The 11,847-nt window shown below is 63.3% G+C and carries 15 protein-coding genes and 1 pseudogene; 1 reads left to right on the top strand and 15 read right to left on the bottom strand.

What is annotated here, in order from left to right:
- Positions 1-66 precede the first annotated feature (66 nt).
- The 4 genes from AT6N2_RS05690 to AT6N2_RS05705 all read right to left on the bottom strand — a co-directional run bounded on the left by AT6N2_RS05690 (position 67) and on the right by AT6N2_RS05705 (position 1,729).
- Complete coding sequence (locus AT6N2_RS05690) at positions 67-648, bottom strand: phage tail tape measure protein (RefSeq protein WP_209089172.1); 582 nt, start codon at positions 646-648, stop codon at positions 67-69.
- A gap of 108 nt (positions 649-756) precedes the next feature.
- Positions 757-966, bottom strand: a complete 210-nt coding sequence (locus tag AT6N2_RS05695) for a rcc01693 family protein (RefSeq protein ID WP_209089175.1) — start codon at positions 964-966, stop codon at positions 757-759.
- Positions 963-1,322, bottom strand: coding sequence for a gene transfer agent family protein (locus tag AT6N2_RS05700; RefSeq protein ID WP_063950962.1), 360 nt, complete (start codon positions 1,320-1,322; stop codon positions 963-965). The genes AT6N2_RS05695 and AT6N2_RS05700 overlap by 4 nt, the downstream gene beginning before the upstream one ends.
- Complete coding sequence (locus tag AT6N2_RS05705; protein ID WP_209089620.1) at positions 1,322-1,729, bottom strand: phage major tail protein, TP901-1 family; 408 nt, start codon at positions 1,727-1,729, stop codon at positions 1,322-1,324. The genes AT6N2_RS05700 and AT6N2_RS05705 overlap by 1 nt, the downstream gene beginning before the upstream one ends.
- 89 nt (positions 1,730-1,818) lie before the next feature.
- Here AT6N2_RS05705 and AT6N2_RS05710 point away from each other — a divergent pair, with 89 nt between their 5' ends.
- Positions 1,819-3,018 (top strand): MFS transporter, encoded by a 1,200-nt coding sequence (locus AT6N2_RS05710; protein WP_209089178.1) that lies wholly within the window; start codon positions 1,819-1,821, stop codon positions 3,016-3,018.
- Positions 3,019-3,025: 7 nt separating this feature from the next.
- Here the strand turns inward: AT6N2_RS05710 and AT6N2_RS05715 are convergent.
- The 11 genes and pseudogenes from AT6N2_RS05715 to AT6N2_RS05765 form a co-directional block, all read right to left on the bottom strand.
- Positions 3,026-3,420, bottom strand: a pseudogene (locus AT6N2_RS05715) (DUF3168 domain-containing protein).
- Positions 3,417-3,752, bottom strand: coding sequence for a phage head closure protein (locus tag AT6N2_RS05720; protein ID WP_209089181.1), 336 nt, complete (start codon positions 3,750-3,752; stop codon positions 3,417-3,419). Before AT6N2_RS05720 ends, AT6N2_RS05715 begins: the two are co-directional and overlap by 4 nt.
- 3 nt (positions 3,753-3,755) lie before the next feature.
- Positions 3,756-4,325: a head-tail connector protein gene (locus tag AT6N2_RS05725; protein ID WP_209089184.1), complete on the bottom strand. Its 570-nt coding sequence runs from the start codon at positions 4,323-4,325 to the stop codon at positions 3,756-3,758.
- A 179-nt stretch (positions 4,326-4,504) separates the two neighbouring features.
- The gene (locus AT6N2_RS05730) at positions 4,505-5,773 is read right to left on the bottom strand and encodes a phage major capsid protein (protein WP_209089187.1); all 1,269 of its coding nucleotides are present in this window, start codon (positions 5,771-5,773) and stop codon (positions 4,505-4,507) included.
- Positions 5,774-5,804: 31 nt separating this feature from the next.
- The gene (locus tag AT6N2_RS05735) at positions 5,805-6,395 is read right to left on the bottom strand and encodes an HK97 family phage prohead protease (RefSeq protein ID WP_209089189.1); all 591 of its coding nucleotides are present in this window, start codon (positions 6,393-6,395) and stop codon (positions 5,805-5,807) included.
- Positions 6,396-6,424: 29 nt separating this feature from the next.
- On the bottom strand, positions 6,425-6,745 hold the full coding sequence (locus AT6N2_RS05740; RefSeq protein ID WP_209089192.1) for a DUF6107 family protein: 321 nt from the start codon (positions 6,743-6,745) through the stop codon (positions 6,425-6,427).
- A 197-nt stretch (positions 6,746-6,942) separates the two neighbouring features.
- Positions 6,943-8,109: a phage portal protein gene (locus AT6N2_RS05745; RefSeq protein WP_209089195.1), complete on the bottom strand. Its 1,167-nt coding sequence runs from the start codon at positions 8,107-8,109 to the stop codon at positions 6,943-6,945.
- 296 nt (positions 8,110-8,405) lie between these two features.
- Entirely contained in the window at positions 8,406-8,714 is a 309-nt protein-coding gene (locus AT6N2_RS05750; protein WP_063951108.1) for a Dabb family protein, read from the bottom strand.
- Positions 8,715-8,769: 55 nt separating this feature from the next.
- The gene (locus tag AT6N2_RS05755; RefSeq protein ID WP_209089198.1) at positions 8,770-9,408 is read right to left on the bottom strand and encodes a hypothetical protein; all 639 of its coding nucleotides are present in this window, start codon (positions 9,406-9,408) and stop codon (positions 8,770-8,772) included.
- A 449-nt stretch (positions 9,409-9,857) separates the two neighbouring features.
- Positions 9,858-11,117, bottom strand: a complete 1,260-nt coding sequence (locus AT6N2_RS05760) for a DNA-packaging protein (protein ID WP_209089201.1) — start codon at positions 11,115-11,117, stop codon at positions 9,858-9,860.
- A 3-nt stretch (positions 11,118-11,120) separates the two neighbouring features.
- A complete protein-coding gene (locus AT6N2_RS05765; RefSeq protein ID WP_209089204.1) occupies positions 11,121-11,645 on the bottom strand; it encodes a hypothetical protein in 525 nt (174 codons plus the stop codon).
- Positions 11,646-11,847: the final 202 nt, after the last annotated feature.

Consider the following 11,847-nt stretch of genomic DNA (forward strand, 5'->3'; position numbering starts at 1 on the left):
GATCCTGGATTCTTTTTGATCGTCTGCGGAATCAGGCGCTGCCGAAGGCATGGGCTGAAGCTCGGCTCACAGGCCGCGCTGGCCCCGTCCGACGCTGCGCGCCAGCATCGCGGCGATCTGGCCTTCGCTTTTGCGGAAGCTCGCCGCATCCGTCGCGGTAACGTTGAAGACGATCTGCGCGCCGCCACCGCCTGCGGGTGCGGCGACACCAAGCGCGCCATCGGAGCCACGCTTCAGCGGCAGGATTGCTTCCGCCCCCGCCTCGCCCATCAGGCCAAGCCCGCCGCCCATCGGAAAGAAGGCAGGACTGGAGACCACGCCACCCTCGGCAAAGGGCGTGATGCTGCGCCCCGGCGCACCCCCGCCGGCAAAGGCAAACAAAGAACCGCCGCCGTTCAGCAGCCCGCTCACGGCGTTGCCGATCATGCTTTCCAGTGGCTTCAGCCCGGCTGAAAGCGCCATTCCGGAAAGCCTCTGGCCAAGGCCGCGCAGCACATCATCCAGCCCCTTGCCGCCCGTCGTTGCCGCCTGAAGGGCCGTCGTCAAGGCCGCCCCGAACCGCTCGGACCGCCGTTCGAGATCGCTCATGACCTCAGACAAAGCCTCGGCCTCCTCGCGGTTCTCGGCAATCGATCTTTCTCCTGTCATGACGCTTGCCTTTCTGATTCAACTGACGAATCCAGGGTGCTGAAACATCTTTCAAAAATCCGCTATTTCAGTTCTTCAAAACCCGGCTGGAAAGATGCCCTGAGGCCGTCACCCATCCGGAAACTGCCGCATCAATGCCTCCATTGTCGGGCGGTCAGGGCAGCGTGGGGTCATGTTTCCCCCGGTCATCGCGAAGAACTCCCTCGGCGTCATGCGCCAAAAGGTTTCGGAGGAAAGCCGCAGCAGGTGGAAGCCCGTATGAAGCACGGCCTGCCATGGGAAGGGCGGCGGTGTCGCCCCGCCTGCTGCGGCTATCAAGGGTCCGGTGACGGGTGACCTTTCGGGTATGCGAATGTGGCTGTCAGGAGATCGGCGACGATCGCGGCATGGCCGGAAACGCCGCCTTCCACGGTGGCGGCGGCGACGTCCTCATCCGAGAAGACATTGCCTGCACCACGAAGACCGGCACCTATCACCCTGATCATATCCGCCGCCTTCATGCGCCCGCTTGCGAAACGCTGCGCGAGCGCGGTCAGGTCGTCGGCCTCAAAGGCGGTTTCGAGCTCGGCAAGCGCCCCGAGCGTCAGGCATAAAATGCGCCTTTCGCCATCGATCAGCGCTTCGATCTCGCCGCGGTGGCGGTTTGCCCGCCCGTAACGCAAACGCTCAGCCATCACACCGCTCCAAATGTCAAAAGACCCGCCGATTCCAGCGCGATCTCGAATTGCACTTCGCCATCGTGACGCCCGGAATATTCGAGCGCGACGATCTGGAACGGCCCGGTAATCGTGCCGAAATCGGGAATGAGGATCTGCCAGCCGGGAATGGTGCCCGTAAAAAAGGCGCCCCGAACCAGCGCATCGCTCGCCGCATCCTTGAAGATGCCCGACGCCGTCAGCGCAGCTCTCTGCACCCCGGCACCCGCCAGCAACTCGCGCCAACGCCCGGCGCTTTCCCCATCGGTTATGTCCACCGCCTGGGCGTTAAAGGCCAGCCGCTGGGTTCTCAGCCCGGCAACAGTGACATATGTTCCGGCATTGCTGAATTTCAGCAGAAAATCCTTGCCCTTCTGCGCCACCATGCTTTTTCCTTCCGTTTCGATTGCGGTTGCAGGGTATTGCGGGCCTGCCACCAAGAATGTTCCTTGCCCTTGCATTGTGCGGTCCTGCCATGTCCGATGTTGCCTCCATGACATTCCGCACACGCCTTATCGGCGTGCTGGCGCTCGGGCAGGTCGTCAGCTGGGGTTCCGGCTTCGACATGCTGGCCATTCTCGGCCCGCCAATAGGACGCGAACTCGCCATTTCCAACGAAGTCGTCTTTGCCGGACTGACAGTCATGATGACCATCAGCGCGCTTTGCGGGCCACTGCTCGGGCGGATGCTCGTGCGCCATGGTGCCGCGCCCGTGCTGATCAGCGGCACGCTTCTTTTTGCCTGCGGCTTTGCACTGCTTGCTTTTGCAGGCGGCGTCACCAGCTATCTGCTGGGCTGGGCGGTGATGGGCCTTGCCGGCACCTGCGGGCTGACGACGGCGGCACACACTGCCGTGGTCGAGCGTGTCGGCGCAGAGAGCAGCCGATCCCTGACGCTGCTGATGGTCTTTACCGGCCTTTCGGCGGCCGTGTTCCTGCCCGTTACAGCATTCGCGGACCAGCATCTCGGCTGGCGGGGCACGCTGATTTTTTACGGCTGTCTTCAGTTGTTCCTGCTGCTGCCGCTTTACATCTTCGTTCTTCCGCAAAGACAGGGCGCGGCTCCAGGCCAGAGCCTCCATCCTGGCGAAATCCCGGCCTCGCCTGTCGATACGCGGCGCGCCTTCCTGCTTCTGGCGGCGATGATTACGCTCAGCTCCTTCACCGCCTTCGGCTTCTCGCCGCTTCTGCCTTTGCTTCTGGTGCATTCAGGCGCATCGCAAGCGCTTGCGATCCAGCTGGCCTCGGTGCGCAGCGTGCTGGCGATTACTGCGCGCGGGCTCGATTTTCTGCTGGGAAAACGTGGCAATCCCTTCATCACATGCCTCATCGGGCTCTGTCTTCTCCTGATATCCTTCCTGGTCCTGCTCGTCTTTTCTCCGGCCATACCCGCCTTTGCCGGCTTCATCTGCCTGTTCGGTTTCGGCGCGGGTGTGCTCACGGTCAGCCGCGCCGTGCTGCCGCTTGCGGTGTTCTCTCCGCAGCAATACGGACTTCAGGCTGCGCGGATCTCGCTCCCGCAAAATCTCGCCATCGCCTTTGCGCCTGTCATCTTCACCATGGCGCTGGACCGCGGCGGTGTGGCCGTAATGCTCGGCATCGCTTCCATCCTGATCATCTGTTCCCTGCTGCTGCTGATCCTGCTTTGGAAAACCGTGGCGGCACAAAAGGCTTGAAAGCGGCTCACTCCGTTACCGCCCTGAAGCGCATTTCGAGGACGAAGTTCCGTGACTTCGGCTCACGGCGCGAGCGGCTGGACAGCAGCCGGAGATTGACGAGCGAGAAGCCGACGAGCGGCATCGCGGCGTCATCCAGCAAGGTTTTCAGCCTGGCAGCGATCTCACCCGACGCCCTGCGGCCGTTGGCATCGCCCCAGATGTGCAGCGTCAGGAAATGCTCCTCGGCTTTCTCCGTTGCGGTCGAATAATCGCGGGTGTCGAGTTCGTCGAAGACAATGCAAGGCAGATTCCCACGCGGCAGAAGCCTGTCGACAATGCCCCGGGGATGAGGGTCGTCAGCGCGACATCGCCGGCGAGCTTCTTGACGATGGCCCTCAGAAGCGGGTTTGCGGCGCTCATCGGTTTTCCTCTTCGCAGCGGCAGACGATGAAGCGGCGCGTTTCGTCCGGGTCCATCACAGCGCGGATGGCGAGACTGCGGCGGCCCTTGCGAAAACGCATGCCGGCCGCAATGTCTTCACGGTACACCAGCCACACGCGGTGCGTGATCGTCACGCCTTCGGCCGACGCCCGCTCATGCGATGTCTCCGACACCGGTTCGATTGCGGCCCAGAGCGACAGGAGGAAATTCCAGCTTTGCGCAGCACCACCCTGCCCGTCCGGCGTTTCGGTCCGCACGTCCAGTTCCAGCCGTGCCGTCAGCTTGCCGGGGTCGAGAAAAACGAGGTTCATGGCTCAAAGTCCCAGGCGGCAGAAGGGGGCCACCAGCCGCTCGTAACCGGCAGGAACCGCCGCAGGCTGGTTTTCCGGCGTGACAGCGCCGCGGAAGGCAAACATCTGTGCAACATGCGAGAGCATGGCGCGCTTCAGCGTGTCGGGCATATCCGTCCCCGCCTCGCCGTAACCGGCGATGAAATCGATCTCGATGCCGTTCATCACCCGCCCGGGGGACGGCGGATCGCGCAGCCAAAGCCGTGCCGGACGTGCCGCGCCATCGAGCAATCTCTCGACGCCACGCAGGTTCTCTGCCTGGCCCGCGCCATCGAAAACCAGAATCGTTTCGATGGTTTGCACCGGTGTCTTGCCAAGCAGAATCACACCCGTTTGCGGCCAGCGATCGAGATAAAGCCGCCATGTCTGGCTGAGGAGGCAAAGGCCGGTGGTCCGCTCCAGATGCTCGCGCGCGGTGCGGATCAGCGCGGCAAGCAGCAGATCTTCTTCGCCGCTGTCGAGGCGCAGATGCGCCTTTACTTCGGCAAGCGTCAGCGGCTCCGCCTGCGGCGGATGAATGAGGGCATAGGTCATGGCGTCTCCGATGAAGAGGGCAAGCTGGTGCGTCTTTCGCCTTCTCCCCGAGGGGGAGAAGGTCGCGGCAGCGGGCTGAGAGGGCAAGGGCAGTGATAGACCGAGAGCTTGTCCCCTCATCCGGCCCTTCGGGCCATTTTCTCCCCACGGGGAGAAGAAGCTAGCGGCACCGTCGAGGCTCAGTTCACGCCGAATTTCACCAGCTTGATCGCCTCGAAATTCTGCACGCCGCCGCCCACGCGCTTGGTGGTGTAAAACAGCACGTAGGGCTTGGCCGAATAGGGATCACGCAGGATGCGGACGCCGGTGCGGTCGACCACGAGATAACCTGCGCGGAAATCACCGAAGGCGATGGCAAAGCTGTTGGCCGCAACGTTCGGCATGTCTTCCGCTTCGGTGACCGGAAAGCCCATCAGCGAGGCGGGCTGGCCGGCTGCGGCTGGCGGATGCCAGAGATAGGCGCCTGTCGTGTCCTTGAAGCGACGCAGTGCGGACTGGGTTTTGCGGTTCATCAGGAAGTTTCCGTTCTGGCGGTGCCCCGCCTTCAGCCCGTAAACCGCGTCGAGGAGCACATCCATCGGTCCTCCCGACGCAAAGCCGGCGGAAACGCCGGTCGCGACATAGCCGATATTGCCCCAGCTCCAGCTGTCATTGGCAACGGCCGTGTAGGAGAGAAAACCCTTCGGCTTGTTGACGCCATCGCCGGCGATGAAGGCGGAGGCCTCCTGCTCGGCGAAGGCTATATCGACTTCCGAGGCGATCCACGTCTCGATATCAACCGCAGCATCGTCCAGCAGGGCCTGGGTGGCGGCGGGCATGGCGTAAAGTTCCATGGTCGGAAAGGTCAGCTCTGACAGCTTCGGCGTCGTCGTTTCGGGGCGAGCCGCGGTTTCCGCGACCCAACCGCTGGCCAGGCCGCTGGCGGAGAAAGGTTTTTTCAGAACGGCGGTGGAAACCTGCCGGACGGTTGCCAGCGCCCGGATCGGCGAAATCGCCGTCATGCGCCGGCCGATCTCGCCATCCGTTTCAGTCGGCAACAGGAAACCGCCATCAGCTCCCGCCGAACCGGAAAAGGCCTTGGCCTCGAGATCGCGCAGTCCCCCGTCTTCCCCGCGCCTGATATAGGCTTCGAAGGCCGCCTTATGCTCTTCGGCATCGTGAGACAAGACGTCCTTGCGTCCAAGCGCGGGGCGTGCCTTCTTGAGCGCCAGATCGTCCATGATCCTGCGGTTATCGTCGAGCGCCTTGTCGATGCGGTCGAGCTTATCACGGGTGACGACATCGGCGCCCATCTTGCGCTCGATATCGGCAAGCCGCTGGTCGTTGGTTTCCCGGAACGCCTCGAAGGCCTCCATGAAGTCGTCGAATGCCGCGGTCACCGTATCGGGCACAGCCTTCACCTGCGGCGCGACGGTCATCGGAGCCGGTTTCGTCGTCTGGTCTGTCATGTCGTTTCCTTGTTGGTTGGTGCCTGAAGGTTCAGCGTTTGAAGCTTGTGTCGAACAGCGAGCGGGCGGCGCGACGCATGATGCGCACCAGTTCGGTCTCACGGTCGCGGAAGAAGCGGGCGTGCTTGACGTCGGAGACGCGCGCGGACGGCAGCATCGGAAAGGTAACGACCGAGATTTCCCAGAGATCGGCTTCCAGAATGCGCCGGACACCGGCTTTGGTCGCCTTGCGAGCGCGCGCCTCTTTACTGGAACGGACTGTGCGGAAGCCGATCGACAGCCCGTCCAGCGCGCCGGCCTTCATCAGCGAATGCACCTCGCGGGCACGGGCAACACCGGGCGCCAGCATGCCCTCGACATAAAGTCCGCGCTCATCCTCGCGGATGGTACGCCAGGCGCCGATGGGCTCGGCTGGATCATGCTGGTAAAGCATGCGGATACCGCCAGCGCCCCGCTCCTCGATGGATCGGCGGAAGGCGCCGCGCTCGATCATGTCCTGACCGAGATCGACCTCCCCGAAGACGCTGGCGTAACCGGAAAAGGTGCCGTCACTGGTGATGCCGCGCAGTTCCAGACTGGCGAATTTGCGCGTGGCGGGGCGTGGCCCGCGATAGACGTGCATGGGAAACTCCTGCGATGTGGACGCTGATGTCAGACGCGCGGACGGGCGCTGTAGCGTTCGGCGATACGCACCAGGACGCCAAGTCCCCACCACGCGCCCATGCTGGCGGCCGCCGAGCCCGCCACCATGATTTCCCGCCCCGAAAGGGCACCGGCAATGTCGAGCTGCTGCACGATCCACAGGCCGATCGGCCCGCCGAAGATCATGCCGCAGGAAACGCCGGTAATGAAACGGCTCGCGGCTTCCCGCCTGCTTTTCGGCAGCAGGTAAACAAGCGATACGCCGGCACCCGCGACGGCGCCGGTAATGCGGGCGGCCCAGATGCCGGCCTCGTTGGCGAATTCAGACATGGGTAATCATTCCGTTCTAGGATGTTGAAATCGGGCGCACGCATGGCGACGCCCGCAGGTGGCGTTTGCGCGCCTGCGACGGGACATTTTTCGAATCTTCGGAATCGCTTGGGCGGAGAACCTCAGAAAGAGAATCCGCGACTTCAGAGATCGCTTTAAGGCGGACGCCAAGCGCTCCGCGAGCGCGTCCTGCCTCTTCAGTAGCCGACCGCTTCGCGTTTTTCCTCGTCACTGAGGAAAGATGCGGCTCCGATGCGGGACCACAGCGCGTCCCGCTCGCCCGCCAGTCCGGCAATTTTGTCGAGATCCGGTTCGAGCCGCAGCCCCGCCCCGAAGACCGGAGCGAGCCAGCCGCATAGCCTTGCCGCCGTACGGTTCACCAGCGGCAACACGGTCAAGCGGTAGAAGGCGCGGTTTGCCTCCTGATAGTTGGCGTAGGTGTTGTCGCCGGGGATGCCGATCAGCATGGGCGGCACGCCGAGCGAGAGCGCGATATCGCGCGCAGCACCGTTGCGCGCCTCCAGAAAATCCATGTCGCGCGGCGAAAGGCCCATGGCCTTCCAATCCAGCCCGCCTTCCAGAAGCAACGGCCGGCCGGCATTCATCGCGCCCTGATAACCCTCCTCCAGCTCCCGCTTCAGCCGCTCATATTGCTCCGTCGAAAGATTGCCGCCCTCCTTCGGCTGGTAGACCAGCGCGCCTGAGGGCCGAGCGGAGTTGTCGAGCAGGCGCTTGTTCCACTGGCTTGCGGCATTGTGCAGATCGAGTGCGGCGCCCGCGGATGCAAGCGGCGCAAACCCGGTCCGGTCATCCAGCGGGTGGAACAGCTTGAGATGCAGCAGGCCCAGGCCATCGCGCTCGGCCGCGATACGCCGGGTCGTGCGTCCTTCGGCCCGGTACTCGTAAGCGACAGGCCAGCCATCCGCCCCCTCGACGATGCTGACCCGGTCGGGCCGCAGCAGATGCAGTTCGCGCAACCGCCCGCTGATAACGAGCGGTTCGACATAGGCGTTCCCGGCAAGCAGCAGATGACCGTAAAGCGCCTCGAAAAAATCAGGGCCGCTCATATGGCCGCTCGGCTTTGCAAGCAATGCCAGCAGCGGATGGTCGGCCAGTTCGTCGTCGCCGTCATAGAGCAGCCAGCTGACGGCGGCAGACGCTTCCGCAACCATGCGCGCCGCGCGGTGGGCGACCGGGTTCTTCATAAAGCCTTCGCGGGACAGCGCGGCATAAGACCGGCCGGACCAGAAAGCCTGTCCGCCCTGCACTGCCACCGCCATGAAGCCATCAGCCATTTTCCGGTTTTCAGGCACGGCTCTGCCGTCCACCGGGCGCAGCCACGGCAGGGAGAAGGGAAGTCGCATTGGGTTGTCCTTGTGTTGATGGCTTACTGTGCGCCTATGTCGTCACCCGGGACCAGATCCACGACTGTCCGGTTCAAATTGAGATTGCGACCGGCAGCGCAAGACACATAGATCCCGTCATTCCGGCCTCGAGCCGGAATAGAGCCGACGTGAGTCTGCACGGCGAAGAACCTCTTTCAGCCCAAAGACTCGGGCAGGCTGGATGCCGGATCGGGTCCGGCATGACGGAATAAAGGGGTTCGGGTGTTGTCCGCAGTCCGTTCGCCAGGCCTTGCGGTCGTCGCGGCGGTAACGGCCTATCGGATCGGCGCTTTCACCGCCCTGTCGCTGTCGAAATCGGCGGCAATGCGGGTGTCGCGCAGCGGCTTTACCGTGCGGGTCGAAAGATCATAAGCGGGATCGGCCTTGTACGCCGCAAGCGCCGCCTCGTTTTCGAACTCGCCATAGACGATGAAATCGACCGAGTTGCCCCATTGGTCCTTCTTGACGTTCTCGCCGATTTCCAGCTTCAGCGCGTGCGGGATGGCGGTGAGGCCGGAGAGGCCCTTGCGCACGGCATCGCGGTTTTCCTCGGGAACGGTGAAGAAGACGATATGGCGGATCACGGTGTCACCTGTCATGCAAAGTTCAACGATGGCCGGTTGGCGGTGGTAGGGGTTATCATCTGGCTGGCGCGGGTTCAATCCGCGCCGCGACAAGGGCCGCATGAAATGCACGGCCATAGCCCGCGACCAGCCGCGCCCTGTCGCTGCCATTGATGATTGCCCGCGCACCTTCCCAATCTTCGCTGGCCCCGCTCAGGAAATGCGAAAGCCGGCGGCCGGTGAAGCTGCCACGCACCATGCCAAGGATCAGGATCGCCGTCGCCACGTCAAGCGCCATGGCGCGTTCCGGCCGATCGAGAAGGTCGACGCCTGTGATCGCCGACATGGTCTCATAGTTGCGGCGATGGGTGAGTTGCACGAAACCCCGGCCGAGCCAGCTTTTTCCTTCGGCATCCGGGCGCCAATAGGGTTTGCGTACCATGGGCAACCGTCCGGCCGTAAAAGCCCGGTCGAGCCGCGCAATCGCTTCGGCATCGCTCGCCGCCATGGTCTCGCGCACCGGCTGCATGGTCGCCGCCGTTTCGTGAAAAGCCGTCGCCAGCATGTAGGCGAGCCAGCGCGTGTCACCCTGAGGGAGTTGCTTTTCGAAACCGGAAACGATCGCTTTCGTGCCAGCGAGCTGCTCCCCGAGCAGACGACCGTCGAAGACCGACAGGCGTATCGACGCGACGAATCGTGCCTCGTGGTATGGCATATAGGCTCCTGAAAATGAGAGGCATCGTGGCGGCCGGAATTGTCCACATGACGACCGTCGGGACTAAATCGATTTGAAAAAATCTTAATCGATTTTAATTCGCACGCGCCGGTTTAGGGGTAAAAAATTCCTTGAATTTCGGAACCTTACGGCGCTTACTCCGTTCATCGCGCAGCCCTGCAGCGTTAACCATTCTAAGGAGGAATGCCACCATGACAGCGACAATCCCCCAGACCGTTTATGACCGTCTCGAAAACGAGTGGCGCCAGATGCGTGAAACCGGTTCCCAGCCGAAACCATCCCAGTCGCCCAAGAAGTGATAGCCGTCAGCCGCCTGATTTTCGGCCACTGACGATGCCTCGTTTCTTCTCCCTCGCGGGGAGAAGAAACTGGCAGCCTGCGCCAGACCTCGTTCAGCCTGCGCCCGCATAAGCTCATCAGCGAAAGCGTTACATTCCCCGCACCTTCGGTTCACTCGTTACCAGCGTCGTCAGCGCCGTCATCGCCCAGACAAGCGCATCCAGCCGGTCTGGGGAGCGACCCGACGAGAGGCCATCGGCTGTAAAATCGGTCATCTGGTCTTCCAGTTTTTCAAATCGGGCGGCGTGACGCACGCGGCCCTGTTCGTAGAGGGCCGCCACGGGCTCGGCGCGGGCGAATTTGCCCCGGCTTGCGCGCACCAGCGTCAGCGGCAGGTGTGCATCGATGCTCTGCAGCATGGCGCGCACCATCTCGCCGCCCTGATTGATTTCCGCCACCACCCGGTCGGCCTCGTGCCGGCGAAAAGCGGCCACAACCGCGCGGGCCCAGCCTGCCGGCGTTTCGGCTTCCACGGAGGAGTCGGAGAGCACCACAAGACGACCGGACATGCCCTGCCCTGCCACAACGATGCCGCAGCAGGAATGTTCACCGGCGCCCGAGGGCGGATCGACCGCGACCACCACACGCGAGAGAGGCTCGTGGTCGGCGTCGGTGATTGCCTCCAGGTCGGCCCGTTTCCAGAGCGCCCCCTCGCGATCATCGATCAGTTCGCCGCCGATTTCCTGCCGCCCCAGCCGGGTGCCGCCGTAGCGGTCCTCGATAGCTTTCAGGAAGTCCGGAGACAGATTGCGTGCGTTCATCGCGGTCGGCATCCTCGCCACGCGCGCCGTCGGATCGGCAAGTAGGGCCTTCAGCAGCGGAATGGGCCGGGGGGTCGTGGTGACGAGTTGCCGCGGCGCCTCCCCCAGCCTCAGACCGAATTGCAGCATGTCCCAGGTTTCCTGCGGATATTTCCATTTGCCGAGCTCATCCGCCCAGGCCATATGAAACTGCGGCCCGCGCAGGCTTTCCGGGTCTTCCGAGGAAAACACCTGCGCCACCGCGCCATTCGGCCAGAGAAGGCGACGCCGCGACACTTCGAAAACCGGACGACGCCTGCGGGCGATGCGGCATATGCCGGAGATACCGTCGATCATCACCTCGCGGGCATCACCCAGCGTTTCCGCCACAAGCGCGATGCGCAGCTCCGACTGCCTGCCGGAGGAAGCGACTGCGTGTATCCATTCGGCTCCCGCCCGGGTCTTGCCGGAACCACGTCCGCCGATCAGCAGCCATGTGCGCCAATCCCCTTTTGGCGGCTGCTGCGGCAGGTTACCGACAAAACGCCAGTCTCGCTGGAGAGCGCGAAGCTGCGTCTGCAGATGGAGTTCATCGCAAAGGTCCTGCATCCGTCACTCACCAGCCGCCGGACCGTTCGATGCGACAAGCGCCTCCTGCCAAGCGCGGCACTTCTGCTCCGCCAGTTCATCGATACGGTTGAGAAAATGCGCGACCGCCGTTTCGTAAGCTTCAGCCTCCGCATCGTCCTCGATGACGAGCGCCTCACGCTCTTCAGCCAGCACCCGCTGCAAGGCGTCGATCCGCTCCAGCGTGCGCACAATGAGCGACAACTGGTCGGTCGCGGCTTTGACATCGGCCCGCGCTAACTTGGCCGACGTGTCCTCCGGCGCACCCAGCAAGGCCGCCTCACCCGCCTGCCGGAGATTGCGGTAGAGCCCGACCTCGTCGCGCATCTCGTCCGTCAGCTCGTTCAGCAGCTCTCGCAGACGACCGTTGCGCACCGCATCTTCGGCAATCAGCTTATTGGCCCGCGACTTCGTTTCCGGCGCGGTGTCCAGAGTGCCCTCGCCCGTACCGGTGGGCCGTTCCGGCCACGCGCTGTGGAGAGCCGGGTCGCAAGTGTCTGATTTCGTCATGGGATCGAGCCTGAGATGGAAATGGCAGTGATGACGGTTGTGTAACGGAACATCTTCCGTCATTCCGACCCTGAGCCGGAATTCAGCCAGCCCGAGTCATCGGACTGAAAGGTCTTTTCGCGGCAGACCCCGCGACGGCTGGATGGCGGGTCAAGCCCGGAATGATCAGGAGAGGGTTCTGGCCCCGGAGAACAAAACCGAA

Origin of the sequence: Agrobacterium tumefaciens (genome assembly GCF_017726655.1) — a bacterium.
In the GTDB taxonomy this organism is placed as follows: domain Bacteria; phylum Pseudomonadota; class Alphaproteobacteria; order Rhizobiales; family Rhizobiaceae; genus Agrobacterium; species Agrobacterium tumefaciens_B.

Bases quoted from the DNA above. Each gene is read 5' to 3' on its own strand.
- AT6N2_RS05765 (WP_209089204.1), bottom strand. From the start codon at position 11,645: ATGACGAAATCAGACACTTGCGACCCGGCTCTCCACAGCGCGTGGCCG.
- AT6N2_RS05710 (WP_209089178.1), top strand. From the start codon at position 1,819: ATGTCCGATGTTGCCTCCATGACATTCCGCACACGCCTTATCGGCGTG.
- AT6N2_RS05740 (WP_209089192.1), bottom strand. From the start codon at position 6,745: ATGTCTGAATTCGCCAACGAGGCCGGCATCTGGGCCGCCCGCATTACC.
- AT6N2_RS05690 (WP_209089172.1), bottom strand. From the start codon at position 648: ATGACAGGAGAAAGATCGATTGCCGAGAACCGCGAGGAGGCCGAGGCT.
- AT6N2_RS05705 (WP_209089620.1), bottom strand. From the start codon at position 1,729: ATGGTGGCGCAGAAGGGCAAGGATTTTCTGCTGAAATTCAGCAATGCC.
- AT6N2_RS05720 (WP_209089181.1), bottom strand. From the start codon at position 3,752: ATGAACCTCGTTTTTCTCGACCCCGGCAAGCTGACGGCACGGCTGGAA.
- AT6N2_RS05745 (WP_209089195.1), bottom strand. From the start codon at position 8,109: ATGCGACTTCCCTTCTCCCTGCCGTGGCTGCGCCCGGTGGACGGCAGA.
- AT6N2_RS05760 (WP_209089201.1), bottom strand. From the start codon at position 11,117: ATGCAGGACCTTTGCGATGAACTCCATCTGCAGACGCAGCTTCGCGCT.
- AT6N2_RS05755 (WP_209089198.1), bottom strand. From the start codon at position 9,408: ATGCCATACCACGAGGCACGATTCGTCGCGTCGATACGCCTGTCGGTC.
- AT6N2_RS05730 (WP_209089187.1), bottom strand. From the start codon at position 5,773: ATGACAGACCAGACGACGAAACCGGCTCCGATGACCGTCGCGCCGCAG.
- AT6N2_RS05725 (WP_209089184.1), bottom strand. From the start codon at position 4,325: ATGACCTATGCCCTCATTCATCCGCCGCAGGCGGAGCCGCTGACGCTT.
- AT6N2_RS05735 (WP_209089189.1), bottom strand. From the start codon at position 6,395: ATGCACGTCTATCGCGGGCCACGCCCCGCCACGCGCAAATTCGCCAGT.
- AT6N2_RS05700 (WP_063950962.1), bottom strand. From the start codon at position 1,322: ATGGCTGAGCGTTTGCGTTACGGGCGGGCAAACCGCCACCGCGGCGAG.